Below are 17,394 nucleotides of genomic sequence, written 5' to 3' on the forward strand. Positions count from 1 at the left end.
AGGCGCCTGTTGAGGTAAACCGCATCGGTTCGACCGACCGTAACGGACAAAAATAATAAGGAGTGGAGCATGAGCAATAAGAAACAGCAGGCGCAAGCGTTCTTCGGCCTGGCATTACTGGGTGGGCTGCTGGCGACAACAGGCCCGGTCCAGGCGGGCGGTTTCATGGCTCCGACAGCGAATACCGCCGGCTGGGGGCGGGCGTTCGGTGGTGGTTCGATGTTCAAGAACGACCCGTCAGCAGCCTTTAACAACCCGGCTGCCATGGCGTTCATTGACAAGACCATCTCGCAGTTCACCATCAATTACGCAAACATTGACATCAAATACAAAGGATCCGCGTATGACTACGCGGGCAATCCGGCATCCAACACGGTCTTCGATCCCAGCACGGGCCTCAGCTCGACACCCCGTACTGGTGACGGCGGTCAAGGCGGATTCGAAGCCTATATACCGACCGGATTCATGGTTATCCCGATTAACGACCGTTTTGCCTTTGGTCTCAGCCAGGTGGTGCCAATGGGGGCCCGTACCACTTGGGATTCCGACTGGAAAGGTCGGGACTTCGCGGTGGATACCCGAATCGAAACCGTTGGCCTGACCGGTTCGCTGTCATTCAAGGTCAATGACCAATTTTCCGTGGGCGGTGGCGCTATTCTTCAGCACACCAAAGGGTTCGTGAGCCAGAACGTCGATCTCTATGCCGCCGCTGCGCAGTCGCCGGACTTGGGCAACATTCCGTTTCCCGCAGGCCAGGGCCATGCCTTGATGCGGGTCAAGGTCGACAATAACTCGCTGGGCTGGTTTGCCGGTGTCACTTGGAAGCCTACGTTGCAGGACACCATTGGCCTGAATTACCACGCCAAGATCAAGAACAAGCTGGAAGGTAAATACAACGTCTACGCAGATCCAACATCGGACGGGGTAATGACGATCCCTGTGCAGGATGGCAAGACGCTGGTCGAGCTGGCCTATCCTGGCCTGAAACTATACCCCGGTGGCGCCGATGCCTCGACACAACTGGACATTCCAGCCAACGCGTCCCTGGACTGGGTACACCAGTTCTCTGATCGCCTGACCTTGGGCGTCAGTGCCACCTGGACCCAATGGTCGTCGTTCAAGGCGCTGACCTTGAAGTCCGAAGGCAACACCATTGTGTCGATTCCGTATAACTACAAGAACACCTGGATGTACTCCTTCGGTGGCGACTACAGGCTTACCGATGACTTCACCGTGCGCGCCGGTGTGGCCTTCGACCAGACGCCGACCCGCAACTCCACCCGTGACCCGCGTATCCCGGATGGCGATCGGACGTTCGCGTCCCTCGGCTTCGGCTACAACATTCGCGCGATCCCAGGGTTGAGTATCGACGGTGCCTATTCACGGCAGTTCGTGGAAACCGTCAAGCTCAAGACCAAGAACGTCGACCGTCTGGGTGCTGCATCGCTGGATGGCAAGTCCGAGGCCAAGGGCGAAGTGGTCAGCCTGTCCGCTACTTACGCCTTCTGAGCTGTTTGAAAAGGTGGTGAGGGGGAAGGCCCCTCGCCACGAGCTGGGACACTCTGAACCCCTTTGACTGCTCAACCCGGCTGACCTGTTCAGCCGCAAATTGTTTCGGCAAAGTATTAAATAAAAATTTCAAAACAAAATTTGAATTTATCTTTTCAAGTTTGTAGTGTGGCGTTAAACCGCAGGTCATTGCGATCTGCTCGCCTGAGTGTCGTACCTGAATTGAGTCGAGGTATCTCCATGGTTATCTGGTTATTGGCGGGATTCGCTGCGGCGATCACCCTGGCGTATCGACAAGCCGCTGCCACGTTTTGGCTTGGTGCTGGCCTGGTCTGGGTGGTGGCTGGCTATTTGTCTGGCGCGGTGGCAGGTCTTGGGACAGGCGTCGCGGCCGTACTGGTGCTGCTGCCAGCGTTGTTGCTGACACTCAAGCCCCTGCGCCGAGCGTTGCTGACCAGCAAGGCATTAAGCCTGTTTCGCACGATCATGCCGGCGATGTCCGACACCGAACGGGCGGCCATCGAGTCCGGCACCGTGTGGTGGGACGCCGAGCTGTTCAGCGGCAAGCCCCGCTGGGAACGCTTGCTGCAAGCGGCGCCTGCAAGTTTGAGCGCTGAAGAACAGGCGTTCCTCGACAACGAAGTGGAAACCCTCTGCGACATCGCCAACGACTGGGAAACCACCCAGGTCTGGCAAGACATGTCCCCCGAAGGCTGGCAGTACACCAAGGAAGCGGGTTTCCTGGGGATGATCATTCCCAAGCAATACGGTGGCAAAGGCTTCTCGCACTATGCCCATTCGCAAGTGGTCATGAAGCTGTCGACCCGTTGTTCGGCGGCAGCGATATCGGTGATGGTGCCCAATTCCCTCGGCCCGGCTGAACTGCTGCTGCACTACGGCACCGACGCCCAGCGCAACTATTACCTGCCACGCCTGGCCCGCGGCGAAGACATCCCGTGTTTCGCCCTGACCAGCCCGTACGCCGGCTCCGACGCCGGGGCCATTCCCGATCTGGGCATCGTTTGCAAAGGCATGCACGAAGGCCAGGAAACCCTGGGTTTCAGCGTGACCTGGGACAAGCGTTACATCACCCTGGGGCCTATCGCTACTGTCCTCGGCCTGGCCTTTCGTGCCGAAGACCCGAATGGCCTGTTGGGCCCGCCGGGCTCCCTGGGCATCACCTGCGCGCTGATTCCCACCTCCCATCCCGGCGTGCAGAGCGGCCGTCGGCACTGGCCGCTCAACGCGGTGTTCCAGAACGGCCCGACCCAGGGCAAAGACGTGTTCATTCCGTTGGAATGGGTGATCGGTGGCCGAGCGCAAGTAGGCAATGGCTGGCGCATGTTGATGGAATGCCTGGCGGCCGGCCGCGCGATTTCCCTGCCTTCGGCCAACGTCGGTCTGGGCAAGGTGGCGGTGCGCGGTACCACTGCCTATGCGGCGATGCGCAAGCAATTCGGCTTGCCCATCGGCAAATTCGAAGGTGTGCAAGCACCCTTGGCCCGCATGGCCGGGCATCTGTACGCCTGCGACGCGGTACGCAAGGTCTCGGTGGCGTCCCTGGATGCCGGCGAGAAACCGTCGGTTATTTCTGCCATTGCCAAATACCACGTCACCGAACGCGCGCGGATCATTGTCAACGACGGCATGGACATCGTCGCCGGCAAGGGAATCTGCATGGGGCCAAACAACTTTCTTGCCCGCGCCTACCAGCAAAGCCCCATCGCCATCACGGTGGAAGGCGCGAACATCATGACCCGTTGCCTGATCATCTACGGCCAGGGGCTGATCCGCTGCCATCCGTATGTATTCCGCGAAATGGAAGCGGCGCGCAACACTGACGGGCGCAAAGCGCTGGTGGATTTCGACAGCGCAATGTTTGGCCACCTGAGTTTTGTGCTGGCCAATACCGTACGTGCAGCCGTGCATTCGCTGACCGGCGGGCGCCTGATTTCCGTGCCGGGCAAGACCGACCCTGCGCTGGCGTCCTACTACCGCCAGGCCAATCGCCTGTCGGTGGTGCTGGCGTTGATTTCCGATATTTCCATGGGCGTGCTGGGCGGGGCGCTCAAGCGCAAGGAAAGCATTACCGGGCGGTTGGGTGACATCCTGTCCCAGTTGTACATTCTGTCTTGTGTGCTCAAACGCTTCGAAGACGATGGCCGGCCCCAGGCCGACTTGCCGCTGGTGCACTGGTCGGCCCAGGACGCTCTGTTGCGGGCCCATGAAGCCCTGGCCGAAGTGCTCGATAACTACCCGTCAAAAGCCGCTGCGACGGTGATTCGTCGCGTGAGCTTTGCGTTTGGTATCCCGCAGCGCAAGCCATCGGACCGTTTGCTGGCCCAGGTGGCGGAGCTGGTACAGACCCCGGGAGAAAGTCGCGACCGTCTGTTGGCCAATTCCTACATACCAAGGCCGGAAATCGACAAGCTGGCCTACGGCGAGCTGGCATTCCGCTTGCTGCCGCAGGTGGAACTGATCGAAGTACGGCTTAAAGGCGCAAGCAAACAAGGCCTGATCGAGCCGATGCCGATCTCCGGCACGGCGTTCACTGCCTGGCGTGTCAAGGCGCGGGCGCAGGATCTGATCAGCGACGACGAGGAGGCCTTGCTGGCGCGCTACGTGGAATACGCCGACCACGGTATCCAGGTCGACGACTTCCCCCAGGACTTCGGGCTGCTGCAAGCATTGCAGCAGCGCCAGCAGGCGCTGGATCAGGTGGCTAAGCCAGCGAGCAAACGCCGGACCAGCCAGGACGAGAACGCGCCGGTCAATTGACCCTTCAATCGTAGGCGCGAGCGTGCTCGCGAAGGACTCAAGAGCGCCGCGTTTATTACGCCTGGTCGCATCATGCTTGAGGTTTTCGCGCGTACGCCCGAGCCTGCAAAAATGCAGCAGGATTACCTATGAGCGACCGTTATCTGACTTTCGTCAACTCACCCTGGGGGCATTGGTTCGCCAAGACTGTCGGGCTTGCGCAACCGTTGCGTCTGCAGCGCCAGCAAAGCGGTCTGGCCAACCCGGTAATCGTAGCGGGGGCAGGGCGCCTGGCGGCTGAAGTGCAACGCATATTCCGCGCCACGGATACCGTGACAGCGCAACCGGCGACGATCAAGGCGCCGTCCACCGTCAAGGTCCAGGGGGCGGTGTTTGATGCCAGTGAGATTGTCGATCTCAAGCAACTGGATGAGCTGTACGAATTCTTCCACACCAACGCCAGGCGTTTGGCACCACACGCGCGGGTCGTGGTGTTGGGCACAGCGCCCGAGCATTGCAGCGACTTGTCCCAGACTATCGCCCAGCGTGCCCTGGAAGGCCTGGTGCGCTCTCTGGCCAAGGAGTTGCGCCGGGCGATCACCGTGCAATTGATCTACGTTGCGCCGGGCGCTGAAAACGTACTGGAAAGCAGCCTGCGTTTCTTCCTGTCGCAACGTTCGGCTTACGTGTCGGGGCAAGTGGTACGCCTGGAAAAACCCGTTGATGAGGTGCCGGACATTGATTGGGGGCTGCCGCTCAAGGGTCGCCGCGCCCTGGTTACCGGGGCGTCCCGTGGCATCGGCCTGTCTATTGCGCAAGTACTGGCCCGAGACGGTGCGCACGTGGTCTGTGTCGACGTGCCCCAGGCGCTGGAGTCACTGCAACAGGCCGCGCGACAGGTCGGCGGCACGGCATTGGCGCTGGATATCACCGCGCCCGATGCCGTCGCGCAGGTGCAGGCGCATATCCGCGAACACGGGGCGTTTGACGTGGTGGTCCACAACGCCGGGATTACCCGTGACAAAACCATCGCGAAGATGAGCGAAGCGGCGTGGCGCAGCGTGTTGGCGGTTAACCTTGAAGCGCCGTTACAGCTCAGCACGGCTTTGCTGCAAGGGCAGGGGGTCAACCCAGGCGGGCGAATTGTGTGTGTGTCGTCGATCTCTGGAATCGCCGGCAACCTGGGACAGAGTAACTACGCAACTTCCAAGGCCGGCGTGATTGGTTTGGTGCAAGGCCTGGCCCCGCTGGCGGCGGTGCAGCAGGTCACGGTCAACGCAGTGGCACCGGGGTTTATCGAGACGCAGATGACGGCAAAGATTCCGCTGATGATTCGTGAAGCGGGGCGGCGGATGAACTCCCTGTCCCAGGGTGGGCAGCCTGTGGACGTCGCCGAAACCATCGCCTGGCTGGCCCATCCGGCCTCGGGCGCAGTCAATGGCCAAGTGGTACGGGTCTGCGGCCAAAGCCTGTTGGGAGCCTGAGCATGGACTATGTGACCCAAATCATCGATCCACCGCCATCGCGCAACCGGTTATTGCTGGACGGAGTGCTGGCACTGCGCAAGCCCGTGCTCGAGGGCGCGCCCGCGCTGCCCAGGGAGCGGCTGGTGCGTGGGGCGGTGGAGCTTTCAGCCGAGGCGATTGCCACATACGGCCGGGTCTGCGGTTTTCGTCGCGAGCAAGGCGTGCCGTTGTGCTATCCCCATGTGCTGGCGTTCCCCCTGCACCTGATGTTGCTGACCCGGCCGAGTTTTCCCTACCCGGCCACCGGCATGGTGCATCTGGCCAATCGCATTCATCAGCATCGACGCCTGGAAGCCGGCCAGGCCTTGCGCCTGGAGGTATACGCCGAACGTTGGGTTGCCCATCCCAAGGGCCAGGCCCTGAGTATTGCCACCCGTGCCTACAGCGCGGGCGAGCTGACGTGGGAAAGTGACAGTCTGTATTTGCGCCGCGATGTCGTCGGTCCAGTGGGCGAGCCATGGGGTGACAGCCTGTCATTGCCGGACGAGGGCCTGCTGCGCACGCAGCGCTGGGCGCTGCCTGCTGATCTGGGGCGACGATTTGCCAAGGTTTCGGGCGACTACAACCCGATCCATACCTCGTTGATCGGCGCGCGCCTGTTTGGCTTTCGTCGTGCCATCGCCCATGGCATGTGGACCCTGGGCCGCGCACTGGCCGCCCAGCAACCGCCGGGCGGGCTGGACGTGGCCCAGGCCCATTGCGACTTCAAGTTACCGATCTTCCTGCCCGGCCAGGTCGCCCTCTGGAGCGCCCCCGGGGCGGGGCCGGAGCGCGCGTTCGAAGTGCGCAACCTTGCCGGTGACAAACCCCACATGCGCGGCTTGTTTGTCTGGCCGTCGCGCTTTGATGAGAGTCGTCCATGAGTGACTACAGCTTCAGTCCCGCCCCGACCCGCCGCGTGGCGATTGTCGGCGGCAATCGCATTCCATTTGCCCGTTCCAATACGGTGTATGCCCACGACAGCAATCAGGACCTGCTGGTGGCCGCGCTGCAGGGCCTGGTTGACCGTTACAACCTTCACGGCGTGCGCCTGGGTGAGTTCGCTGCCGGTGCGGTGATCAAGCATTCGCGGGATTTCAACCTGGCACGTGAATCACTGTTGTCCACCACCTTGTCTGCCGAAACCCCGGCCTACGACCTGCAGCAAGCCTGTGGCACCGGCCTGGAAGCGGCCTTGCTGGTGGCCAATAAAATCGCTCTTGGTCAGATTGACGTGGGGGTCGCCGGGGGAGTGGACACCACTTCCGACGCGCCCATCGGCATCAACGAGTCCCTGCGCCGTACGCTGCTGGCTGCCAATCGCGCCAAAGGCACCGCCAACAAACTGCGCAGCCTGTTGGCGGTGCGACCGTCGATGTTGTTCAAACCGCTGTTGCCCCGTAACGGCGAACCACGCACTGGTTTGTCGATGGGCGAGCACTGCGAGGAAATGGCCAGGCGCTGGCAGATCAAGCGCCTGGCCCAGGACGAATTGACCCTGACCAGCCACCAGCGGCTGAATGCGGCGTACGAGGAGGGATTCTTCGACGATTTGATCAGCCCTTATCGCGGCCTGGCCCGCGACAACAACCTGCGCGCCGATGCCAGCCTGGAGAAACTCGCCAGCCTGTCCCCGGCCTACGACCGCCAGGGCGGCACCCTCACGGCTGGTAATTGCACACCCCTGACCGATGGCGCTTCGGTAGTGTTGCTGGCCAGCGAAGACTGGGCCGCGGCCCGTGGTCTTCCGGTATTGGCCTATCTGCGCACGGGCGAGACCGCCGCGGTGAATTTCGTCGATGGCAGCGAAGGTCTGCTGATGGCCCCGGCCTATGCGGTGCCGCGCATGCTCAAGCGCGAAGGCTTGAGCCTCGATGATTTTGACCTGTTCGAAATCCATGAAGCCTTCGCCGCTCAGGTGCTGTGCACCCTCAAGGCCTGGGAAGATGTGGATTACTGCCGTGATCGGCTGGGGCTCGAAGCACCATTGGGTAGCATCGACCGCGCAAAAATGAACATCAACGGCGGCTCGCTAGGCTGCGGTCATCCGTTTGCCGCCACCGGCGGGCGGCAACTGGCGGCGCTGGCCAAGGCCATCCACCAGCGCGGTGGCGGGCGCGGCCTGATATCCATCTGCGCCGCTGGCGGGTTGGGTATCACTGCCATCGTCGAGAAGTAGCGGTACAAAAACAACAACAAGGAGACTGCCATGAACGCTGTAAGCCTGGACCAAGCAGAACGCATCTGGTTGAACGCCTACCTGCCCGGCGTGCCCACTGACATCGACGCGGGGATCGAGGACTACCCGTCCTTGCGCGAGGTGTTCCTCGAGCACTTGCACAAGTATCGCGACCGCGTGGCTTACGTCAGCATTGGCACCGAAATGACCTACGCCGACTGGCAAGTCCAAGGCATCGCCTTCGCCGCCTGGCTCCAGGCCCAGGGCGTGCGCAAGGGCGACCGCGTGGCGCTGATGATGCCCAATTGCCTGCAGTATCCGATCTGCCTGCTGGGCACCATTCTGGCCGGTGCGGTGGTGGTCAACGTCAACCCGCTGTACACCTCCCATGAACTCAAGCACTTGCTCAAGGACAGCGGTGCCGAGACGGTGGTGATCTTCGAGAATTTCGCCCACACCCTGGAAAAAATCGTGGCGGGTAGCACGGTCAAGCGCATCGTGGTCGCCGCCATCGGCGACTTGCTCGGCATGTTCAAGGGTGCGGCAATGAACTTCATCCTGCGTAGCGTGCAAAAACAGGTGCCACGTTTCAATCTGCCGGGTGCGCAGCGTTTCAATACCGTGCTCAAACAGGGCAGGGCCCAGACTTACATGCCAGTGCCGCTGGAGCGCGAGGAGCTGGCGTTCCTGCAATACACCGGAGGTACCACCGGCGATGCGAAAGGAGTGATGCTCAGCCATCGCAATATCATCGCCAACCTGCTGCAGGCCAAGGCCTGGGTCGGCGATCAACTGGACCAGAACCAGCAGGAAACCAACGTCACCCTGTTGCCGCTGTACCACATCTTTTCCCTGACTGTGAACTGCCTGATGTTCATGTGCCTGGGTGGGCGCAACATCCTGATCGCCAACCCACGAGACGTGAAGCGCGTGCAGATGATTCTGCGCAAGGAGCGGTTCAATGGCATCGCCGGGGTCAACACGCTGTTTAATGGCCTGCTGGAGAACAAAGAGTTCTGCGCGCGGGATTTTTCCGAGCTGCGCCTGGTAATCGCTGGCGGCATGGCGACCCATACAGCGGTGGCCAAGCGCTGGAAAGAGGTCACCGGCCTGCCGATTATCGAGGGTTATGGCCTTACGGAGTGCTCGCCCGTGGTGAGCATCAGCCCCATCGACATTTCACGCATGCGTGAGATGGAGTTCACCGGCAGTATCGGCGTGCCATTGCCGTCGACCTGGGTGCGTTTTATCCGTGAGGACGGCGAACTGGCCGACGTGGGCGAGCAGGGCGAACTGCAGGTGCGAGGCCCGCAGGTGATGAAAGGCTACTGGAAACGCCCCAAGGAAACCGCCGAGGTACTGGATGCCGAGGGATGGTTTTCCACGGGCGATATCGGGGTGATGAACGAGCAGGGCTTCATGCGCCTGGTGGACCGCAAGAAAGACATGATCCTGGTCTCCGGTTTCAATGTGTATCCCAATGAAATCGAAGACGTGGTGGCCATGCATCCGGGCGTGGCAGAAGTGGCGGCGATTGGTGTGGAAGATGGCATCAGCGGGGAAAAGGTGAAAATCATCGTGGTGCGCAGGGACCCGAGCCTGACCCAGGAGCAATTGCTCGTACATTGCCGGGAGTATTTGACCGGATACAAAGTGCCCAGGTTTGTGGAGTTTCGTACCCAGGAGCTGCCCAAGACTACGGTGGGCAAGGTGTTGAGGCGGGCGTTGCGTCAAGCCTGACGCACCTGTGCCTAAATGTGGGGGGGCTTGCTCGCTCCCACATTTGGATCTAGGTGCGCCCAATCCAACTACGACTGACGCGGCTTATCCAACCACTCCACCGCCGTGCGCCAGATACAAATCCCCAGGAAATACGCCGACATCAACAACCACAACCCCATGGTCAACCTATTGGTATAGGGATGGTCGATCACCAACAACAAGCTGCACAACAACCAAGCCGTGGTCACCGCAATGTTGATCGGCATAAAGCGCTTGACCCGGAAAGGATGCAGGAACTTCATCGGTGTCACTGTCAACAGCGCCAGGCCAATCACCGTCGCCAGGGTCACCCAGGCGGGTGGGTCAATGATGTACACGCACAGCGCCACTACGTTCCAGGCCGCAGGGAAGCCCTGGAAGTAGTTGTCCTTGCTCTTCATGTTCACATTGCAAAAGCAGAACAGCGAAGACACCAGGATCACCGACACCGTGAACAGGTGGGTGAAGTCCGGCAGGTCGATATAACGGTAGATAAACAAGGCCGGGATGAACACATAGGTCAGGTAATCGATCACCAGATCCAGTACCGAACCATCAAAGCTGGGCAACACCGTCTGTACATTCACACGGCGCGCCAGTGAGCCGTCCACTCCGTCCACCACCAGCGCGAGGCCAAGCCACAACAGGCACGCCTTGGGTTGGTTTTCCAGCAGGGCCAGGGTAGCCAGGAAGGCCAGGACCACGCCTGTGGCGGTAAAGCCGTGGGCGCCCCAGGCTTTGAGTCTGGCTACATGCAGGGTCGATATCACAGGGGCGTTCTCCAAAAGGTGAAACAGGGCAGCCGACGGCAGAAGGCCGTCGAATCTGGCCAGGGGTTGCAAGTATCGACCGGAAAGCAGGGAATAAGGTTCACCAGCCCGGCGTTACGATTAGCGTAGCAAGCGTAGGACGATTCGGCATCAGACTTGACGGAACACCAGCGCCTTGAGACCGCTTTGTGGGTCGATGTCAGGAAATTCGGGCGGGTTTTCCAGGCGTTGTTCAAAGCGCAGGCCAGGGGCTTCGCGGGTGACGCTGTCAATCAGGAAGTCCTGGCCGAACGCCGGATCGTTCATGCAGGCCAACACCGTGCCTCGCGGCCTCAGCAGGTCAGGCAGGCGACGCAGCACCCGCTGGTAATCCTTGGTCAGCAGGAAGCTGCCTTTTTGAAACGAGGGCGGATCAATGATCACCAGGTCATAGGGGCCGCAGTTGCTCACTTTGGCCCATGACTTGAACAGGTCATGGGCCAGGAAGCTGACCTTGCCCAGGTCATGGTCATTGAGGCGATGGTTGTCACGCCCACGGCTCAAGGCGCCACGGGCCATGTCCAGGTTGACCACTTGTTCGGCCCCGCCTTCGATGGCCGCGACGGAAAAGCCGCAGGTGTAGGCAAACAGGTTCAGCACCCGTGTGCCCTGGGCATGCTCACGCACCCAATTGCGACCGTAGCGCATATCGAGGAACAGCCCGCTGTTCTGCTTTTTGCCCAGGTCGATGCAATAGCGCAGGCCGCTTTCGGTGATGATCAATTGGTCGATCGCCTCGCCCACCAGCCATTGAGTGGTGCTTTGCGGCAAATAGCGATGCTGCAACGCCAGCGTATGGGCGCCGGACTGTTGCCATTCGTCGGTGGTGGCGAGGTGCGCCAACTGCTGTTCCAACGCGTGCAAGTGCGCGGCTTGCGGTTCCTTGAACAATGAGACCAGCACCACGCCTTGTAACCAATCGACGGTCAACTGTTCCAGGCCCGGCCAGCAACGGCCGCGGCCGTGAAACAGGCGGCGGGTCTCCGAGGGAACGGCGCGCAGGGCGGCGAGTAAATGGGCGTCGAGGGTGGCGAGGGCGTCTGGGGTCATCGGGCAGCGTCAGTCGTTTAAGCGGGCGGCATTTTAAACACAATCGTGGGGTTTCAGGTTGATGGAGCACAACGTGCTTTAAATACGCCTTTCTTGAGGTGTTTTGTGCTCAAAATCAGTTGGTTTTCGATTGATAACAGTCAAAAAATCCTTTGGTGCGCACATAAACTGAAAAAAAGCCCGGAGGTTCTTATGAACGGTTTCGCCAACGCAGTGAATCACACAGCAAAGGACCAACAAGAGCTGGACGAATGGCGCGATGCCTTGGCGTCGCTGGTGTCCAACGCCGGACCCGAGCGTGCCCGGGAGATCCTCGATATGTTGGCGCGGGCCGGCAGCACATCGCGTATTGGCTGGAAACCGCGTCATGGCACGCCCTACATCAACACCATCGGCGTGGACCAGCAGCCACATTTCCCGGGCGACCTGGCCACCGAAGAGCGCCTGGCCTCGGTGATGCGCTGGAACGCCCTGGCCATGGTGGTGCGGGCCAACCAGGCCTACGGTGAACTGGGTGGGCATATCGCCAGCTACGCCAGTGCCGCCGACTTGTTTGAAGTGGGGTTCAATCATTTCTTCCGAGCCCGCCAGGGCCAGAGTGGCGGCGACCTGGTGTTCTATCAACCCCACAGCGCCCCGGGCATTTACGCCCGGGCCTTTCTGGAAGGGCGTTTGACTGAGCACGATCTGGCCCACTACCGCCAGGAACTCGGTGCGCTCAAGGCCGGCGCCCGGGGCTTGTCGAGCTATCCCCATCCCTGGTTGATGCCTGATTTCTGGCAGTTCCCCACCGGTTCCATGGGCATTGGCCCGATCAGCTCGATTTTCCAGGCGCGCTTTATGCGTTACCTGCAACACCGTGGCTTGCAGGACACCAGCGAGCGTCATGTGTGGGGCGTGTTTGGCGACGGCGAAATGGATGAGCCGGAAAGCATGTCCGCCCTGACCCTGGCCGCGCGGGAAGGCCTGGACAACCTGACCTGGGTGGTCAACTGCAACCTGCAGCGGCTCGATGGGCCGGTGCGCGGCAATGGCCGGATTATCGATGAGCTGCAAGCGTTGTTCGCCGGTGCAGGCTGGAACGTGATCAAGCTTGTATGGGGCTCTGACTGGGACGCGCTGCTGGCGAAGGACGCTGACGGCGCCCTTGTCCGCACCTTGTCCAGCACCGTGGATGGGCAATTCCAGACCTTTGCCGCCAAGGACGGCGCCTACAACCGCGAGCACTTCTTCGGCCAGGATGAGTCGCTTGCCAAGTTGGTGGCTGGTTTGAGCGACGAGCAGATCGACCGTCTCAAGCGCGGCGGCCATGACATGGTGAAGATCCACGCCGCCTATCACGCTGCCCGCCGGGAAAAAGGCAGGCCCACGGTGATTCTGGCCCAGACCAAAAAGGGTTTCGGCATGGGTGACGCAGGGCAGGGCAAGATGACCACACACCAGCAGAAGAAACTCGACCGCGAGGCACTGATTGCCTTTCGCAACCGTTTCCAGTTGCCGCTGACGGACGAGCAGGCCGAATCCTTGAGCTTCTATAAACCGTCCGATGACAGCGCCGAAATGCGCTACCTGCACCAGCGTCGCGCGGCCCTGGGAGGCTACGTGCCGAGTCGCGGGCAGCACGCCGAACCTGTCGGCGTGCCGGCCATGGCCGGTTATGCCGGTTTCGCCACCCTGGCCGAAGGCAAGGAAATGTCCACCACCATGGCTTTTGTGCGCATGCTCAGCAACTTGCTCAAGGACAAGGCCCTTGGCCCGCGCATCGTGCCGATCGTGGCGGACGAGGCGCGTACCTTTGGCATGGCCAACCTGTTCAAGCAGATCGGCATTTACTCCAGCGTCGGCCAGCAATATGAACCGGAAGACATCGGTTCCATCCTCAGTTATCGCGAAGCCACCGATGGGCAGATTCTTGAGGAGGGCATCAGCGAGGCCAGCGCCATCAGCTCCTGGGTGGCGGCGGCAACCAGTTACTCGGTACACGGTCTGCGGATGCTGCCGTTCTATATCTACTACTCGATGTTCGGCTTCCAGCGGGTCGGCGACCTGATCTGGGCCGCTGCTGATCAGCGTGCCCGTGGTTTCCTGCTGGGCGCCACGGCGGGCCGTACGACTTTGGGTGGCGAAGGCTTGCAGCATCAGGACGGCAGCAGCCACCTGATGGCCTCCACCGTGCCCAACTGCCGTGCCTACGATCCAGCATTCGCCGGCGAATTTGCGGTGATCCTCGACCATGGCATGCGCCAGATGCTGGAGCACGATGTCGACGAGTTCTACTATGTGACCCTGATGAACGAGAACTACCCACAGCCAACGTTGCCCGAGGGCGTGGAAGAAGCCGTCATCCAAGGTATGTACCGTCTTGAAGGTGCCGCCGATGCTCAGGTACGCCTGCTCGGGTCCGGCGCGCCACTGCGCGAGGTCCAGGCCGCTGCGCAACTGTTGGCAGAGGATTGGCAGGTGTCAGGCTCGGTGTTCAGCGTCACCAGTTTCAGCGAACTGGCCCGCGACGCACGCGAAGTGGAGCGCTGGAATCGCCTGCATCCCCAGGACACCGCGCGTTGCAGTCATCTGGGGCATTGCCTGCCCAAGGGCGCACCGGTGATTGCCGTTAGCGACTACGTACGGGCGGTGCCGCAGATGATCGCGTCGTACCTGGACTCAAGCTATACCGTGCTCGGCACCGACGGCTTCGGCCGAAGTGATACGCGTGCGGCACTGCGGGATTTCTTCGAGGTGGACCGCTACCACATTGTGCTTGCTGCCTTGACGGCGCTGGTGGCGCAGGGAAGCCTGGATCGCCAGGTATGTGAGCAGGCAATCGAGCGCTATGGCCTGCAAAGGGAGCGCGCTGCGTCCTGGACCCAATGACCTCGCCTGCTACAACCTTCATGCGCGGGTGCTGGCGATCAGTCCGGGGTCAAATGCATCGCGCAGAAAATCGGGGGCGATATAGCGCTGGTAATGCGCCTCTGACAGCAGGAAGAACTCCCGGTCGATCGCATCGCGCAGATCGGCCAGGGGGCGTTCGCGGAACTCGGGTAACAGCGCCAGCCCATAAGCCTGCAGGTTTGAAATCATCCGCGCACCTCGCGCAATCAACTGGTACGCCCAGCAATACGGCGACTGCTGCGGCATAAAGCGGATTTTGCGGGCTTCCAGCTGTTGGCGCAGGCGCAGGGTGTCGATCACCTCCAGCTTGCTGGTCATGACCTGCACCAGCAACTGCTCGAGGCGCAGCCAGACGGCTTGCTTTTCGTCCGCACTGTAGCCATTCCACCGGATGACTTCATGGTGATAACGCTTGCAACCCCGGCAGACCAGGTCGCCATAAACAGTGGAGCACAAGCCGACGCAGGGCGTCTTGATGGTTTGATCTGGCATGGATAGGGCTGCTTTTAATCCGCGACAAGAGGGTTCATGGCGTTGAAACGCTGGCTCAACCACTGGTGCAACTGGGTAACAGCACGGGAAACCTGGCCCCTGTGTGGGCAGGCGAAGCTCAACGGATACACATCGCCTGGGTAATCGGGCAACAACCGCACAAGGTGTCCTGCCTTGACGTCGGCGCTGACATCCAGCCAGCACTTGTAGGCGATCCCTTCACCTGCCAACGCCCAGCGCCGAACCACATCGGCGTCGTCGCTGAACAGCGGTCCGGCGACTTGCACGGTGTGCGTGCCCAACTGCCAGCGATCATGAATTCGACCGTTTTGCAGGTACAGCAGGCAGGCGTGATCCAGTAAATCTGCGGGGACGACAGGCGTGCCATGGCGCGCCAGGTAGTTGGGTGACGCGATCAGCACGCGGCGGTTCTTGGGAGCCAGGGGCAGGGCGATGTAGTTGGCGTCCACGTTCAATCCATAGCGAATCGCGACGTCCACGGGGTCGCGAAACAGATTGCTTACCTGATCTGACAGGAACAAACGCAACGTCAGCTCAGGGTGCAGGTGGCGAAACTCCGTCAGCCAGGGCAACAGGACATTGCGCCCCAGGTCAGACGGCGCGGCAATCTGCAACGTCCCGCGCAAAGGCGCATTTTCACCGCGCAGGTTCTCTTCGCCTTGCCTGAGGCTTTCCAGCACCGCCTGGGCGGTGGGCAAATAGCGCTCGCCTTCGGCGCTCAAGCGCAGGCTGCGGGTCGTGCGGGTAAACAACCTTACCTGCAACTCGCGCTCCAGCCGCTTGATGGCGGCGGCGACCTGTCCCGGCAGCAAATCGGCCTCGACCGCAGCTGCCGTGAAGCTGCCCAGGGCGGCACTGCGCAGAAACAGGCCCAGATCATCGATTCGGATCATTTTCATTCCTGCAGTGAAAGTGTTGCTGCATTGTGTTGATTTTTCTTTGTTCCTGAAACGGCAAAGATGCGCGCAGCCCTCATCACAAGCGAGTCACCATGAAAGCCATCAGCTTTACCCAACACGGTCTGCCTATCGACGATCCGTGCTCTCTGCAAGATGTGAACATTGCTTTGCCCACCCCCGGCCGCAGGGATCTGCTGGTTGAAGTCGAAGCGGTGGCGGTCAATCCGGTGGATACCAAGGTCCGTGCTGGCACGTTTGCCAGGGAGCCGAAAATACTCGGGTGGGACGCCGCAGGTATCGTTCGCGAGGTCGGTCCCGACGTCACGCTGTTCAAGCCGGGTGACAAGGTGTACTACGCCGGCTCGCTTACCCGTGCGGGCAGCTACAGCGAATTCCAGGTGGTCGATGAACGAATTGTCGGGCATCGACCTCATACGCTGGATGCCGCCCATGCAGCCGCCTTGCCGCTCACTTCGATCACCGCCTGGGAGTTGCTGTTCGATCGCCTTGGCGTTGTCGAAGATACAGGTGATGGTGATGTCCTGCTGATTGTTGGCGCCGCCGGTGGTGTTGGCTCCATGCTGATCCAATTGGCCCGCGAGCTGACCGGCATGACCGTGATCGGTACCGCTTCGCGCCCGGAAACCGCAGACTGGGTCAAACGCATGGGCGCTGATCATGTGATCGACCATCGCCAACCGATGCTCGCGCAATTGCAGGCTCTGGGGATCGATGCCGTCAGTCATGTCGCCAGCCTGACGCACACCGAAGAACACTTGGCGCAATTGGTTGAGGTCCTGCGCCCACAGGGACGCCTGGGGGTGATCGATGATCCGCGCAGCCTGGATGTGATGCCACTCAAACTCAAGTCCTTGTCCCTGCATTGGGAGCTGATGTTCACCCGCTCGCTGTTCGAAACGCCGGACATGATCGAACAACATCACCTGCTCAACCGCATCGCCCGGCTGGTTGACGAGGGCGTTTTGCAAACTACCCTCGGCGCCCATTTTGGCGCCATCAATGCGGCCAACATGCGCAACGCCCATGCCCTGGTGGAGAGTGGCAAGGCGCGGGGCAAGATCGTCCTCGAGGGCTTTGCATGAAAACGTCAATCAGGCCGCTGGGTTTATGGCTGTTTGCACTGTTGATCACCGGATGTGCAAGCCAGCATCCGTCCCTTACCACTACCGGAGTGACTGTCATGCACAAACCATTGGTATCCATTGCTGTGCTCAAGGCCAGGCCGGGCAAGGAGCAGGCGCTCAAGGAAGGCCTGCTGGCCCTGGTTGAACCCACGCGCACCGAGCCTGGCAACCTGGACTATGTGTTGTTTGAACTGCGCGATGAGCCCGGCACGTTCTATATGCGTGAGGCGTTCAAGGACCAGGCGGCACTCGATACGCATTTTGCGATGCCGTACTTCAAGCGCTTCGCCGCAACGGCGGATGATCTTCTCAAGGAGCCGTTGCAGCTGATCTTCCTGGAGCAAGTGTCGAACTGAGCGGTTCCCATAGACCGCT

Annotated in this window: 13 protein-coding genes; 9 read left to right on the forward strand and 4 right to left on the reverse strand. The window is 60.9% G+C overall.

Annotated elements, in window-relative coordinates; genetic code table 11:
* Positions 1 to 69 precede the first annotated feature (69 nt).
* The 6 genes from OQ460_RS10460 (at position 70) to OQ460_RS10485 (ending at position 9,690) form a co-directional block, all read left to right on the forward strand.
* Complete coding sequence (locus OQ460_RS10460) at positions 70 to 1,509, forward strand: outer membrane protein transport protein (protein ID WP_410021726.1); 1,440 nt, start codon at positions 70 to 72, stop codon at positions 1,507 to 1,509.
* A gap of 240 nt (positions 1,510 to 1,749) precedes the next feature.
* Complete coding sequence (locus OQ460_RS10465) at positions 1,750 to 4,287, forward strand: acyl-CoA dehydrogenase (RefSeq protein ID WP_410021727.1); 2,538 nt, start codon at positions 1,750 to 1,752, stop codon at positions 4,285 to 4,287.
* Between the two features lie 128 nt (positions 4,288 to 4,415).
* Entirely contained in the window at positions 4,416 to 5,750 is a 1,335-nt protein-coding gene (locus tag OQ460_RS10470) for a 3-oxoacyl-ACP reductase (protein WP_410021728.1), read from the forward strand.
* 2 nt (positions 5,751 to 5,752) lie between these two features.
* Positions 5,753 to 6,655: a MaoC/PaaZ C-terminal domain-containing protein gene (locus tag OQ460_RS10475; protein WP_410021729.1), complete on the forward strand. Its 903-nt coding sequence runs from the start codon at positions 5,753 to 5,755 to the stop codon at positions 6,653 to 6,655.
* Entirely contained in the window at positions 6,652 to 7,950 is a 1,299-nt protein-coding gene (locus OQ460_RS10480; protein ID WP_410021730.1) for an acetyl-CoA C-acetyltransferase, read from the forward strand. Before OQ460_RS10475 ends, OQ460_RS10480 begins: the two co-directional genes overlap by 4 nt.
* A 30-nt stretch (positions 7,951 to 7,980) precedes the next feature.
* On the forward strand, positions 7,981 to 9,690 hold the full coding sequence (locus OQ460_RS10485; RefSeq protein ID WP_410021731.1) for an AMP-binding protein: 1,710 nt from the start codon (positions 7,981 to 7,983) through the stop codon (positions 9,688 to 9,690).
* A 68-nt stretch (positions 9,691 to 9,758) separates the two neighbouring features.
* Here OQ460_RS10485 and pcsA read toward each other — a convergent pair whose 3' ends face one another.
* Positions 9,759 to 10,481 (reverse strand): phosphatidylcholine synthase, encoded by a 723-nt coding sequence (pcsA, locus tag OQ460_RS10490; RefSeq protein ID WP_410021732.1) that lies wholly within the window; start codon positions 10,479 to 10,481, stop codon positions 9,759 to 9,761.
* A gap of 150 nt (positions 10,482 to 10,631) precedes the next feature.
* Entirely contained in the window at positions 10,632 to 11,570 is a 939-nt protein-coding gene (locus OQ460_RS10495; RefSeq protein WP_410021733.1) for a class I SAM-dependent methyltransferase, read from the reverse strand.
* A 192-nt stretch (positions 11,571 to 11,762) separates the two neighbouring features.
* Between OQ460_RS10495 and mdeB the strand changes: the two genes are divergently transcribed.
* Positions 11,763 to 14,441: an alpha-ketoglutarate dehydrogenase gene (gene mdeB / locus OQ460_RS10500; RefSeq protein ID WP_410021734.1), complete on the forward strand. Its 2,679-nt coding sequence runs from the start codon at positions 11,763 to 11,765 to the stop codon at positions 14,439 to 14,441.
* Positions 14,442 to 14,459: 18 nt separating this feature from the next.
* Here the strand turns inward: mdeB and OQ460_RS10505 are convergent, their stop codons facing one another.
* Positions 14,460 to 14,954 (reverse strand): DUF1289 domain-containing protein, encoded by a 495-nt coding sequence (locus OQ460_RS10505; RefSeq protein WP_410021735.1) that lies wholly within the window; start codon positions 14,952 to 14,954, stop codon positions 14,460 to 14,462.
* 14 nt (positions 14,955 to 14,968) lie between these two features.
* Positions 14,969 to 15,868: a LysR family transcriptional regulator gene (locus tag OQ460_RS10510; protein WP_410021736.1), complete on the reverse strand. Its 900-nt coding sequence runs from the start codon at positions 15,866 to 15,868 to the stop codon at positions 14,969 to 14,971.
* A gap of 98 nt (positions 15,869 to 15,966) precedes the next feature.
* Here OQ460_RS10510 and OQ460_RS10515 point away from each other — a divergent pair, with 98 nt between their 5' ends.
* A complete protein-coding gene (locus OQ460_RS10515) occupies positions 15,967 to 16,977 on the forward strand; it encodes a zinc-binding alcohol dehydrogenase family protein (protein WP_410021737.1) in 1,011 nt (336 codons plus the stop codon).
* 98 nt (positions 16,978 to 17,075) lie between these two features.
* Entirely contained in the window at positions 17,076 to 17,375 is a 300-nt protein-coding gene (locus OQ460_RS10520) for a putative quinol monooxygenase (protein ID WP_410021972.1), read from the forward strand.
* The last annotated feature ends 19 nt before the right edge of the window (positions 17,376 to 17,394 follow it).

The organism is Pseudomonas imrae, assembly GCF_046352735.2.
GTDB lineage: Bacteria > Pseudomonadota > Gammaproteobacteria > Pseudomonadales > Pseudomonadaceae > Aquipseudomonas > Aquipseudomonas imrae.

Bases quoted from the DNA above. Each gene is read 5' to 3' on its own strand.
- OQ460_RS10475 (WP_410021729.1), top strand. From the start codon at position 5,753: ATGGACTATGTGACCCAAATCATCGATCCACCGCCATCGCGCAACCGG.
- OQ460_RS10510 (WP_410021736.1), bottom strand. From the start codon at position 15,868: ATGATCCGAATCGATGATCTGGGCCTGTTTCTGCGCAGTGCCGCCCTG.
- OQ460_RS10460 (WP_410021726.1), top strand. From the start codon at position 70: ATGAGCAATAAGAAACAGCAGGCGCAAGCGTTCTTCGGCCTGGCATTA.
- OQ460_RS10480 (WP_410021730.1), top strand. From the start codon at position 6,652: ATGAGTGACTACAGCTTCAGTCCCGCCCCGACCCGCCGCGTGGCGATT.
- OQ460_RS10495 (WP_410021733.1), bottom strand. From the start codon at position 11,570: ATGACCCCAGACGCCCTCGCCACCCTCGACGCCCATTTACTCGCCGCC.
- OQ460_RS10465 (WP_410021727.1), top strand. From the start codon at position 1,750: ATGGTTATCTGGTTATTGGCGGGATTCGCTGCGGCGATCACCCTGGCG.
- mdeB (WP_410021734.1), top strand. From the start codon at position 11,763: ATGAACGGTTTCGCCAACGCAGTGAATCACACAGCAAAGGACCAACAA.
- OQ460_RS10470 (WP_410021728.1), top strand. From the start codon at position 4,416: ATGAGCGACCGTTATCTGACTTTCGTCAACTCACCCTGGGGGCATTGG.
- OQ460_RS10520 (WP_410021972.1), top strand. From the start codon at position 17,076: ATGCACAAACCATTGGTATCCATTGCTGTGCTCAAGGCCAGGCCGGGC.
- OQ460_RS10505 (WP_410021735.1), bottom strand. From the start codon at position 14,954: ATGCCAGATCAAACCATCAAGACGCCCTGCGTCGGCTTGTGCTCCACT.
- OQ460_RS10515 (WP_410021737.1), top strand. From the start codon at position 15,967: ATGAAAGCCATCAGCTTTACCCAACACGGTCTGCCTATCGACGATCCG.
- OQ460_RS10485 (WP_410021731.1), top strand. From the start codon at position 7,981: ATGAACGCTGTAAGCCTGGACCAAGCAGAACGCATCTGGTTGAACGCC.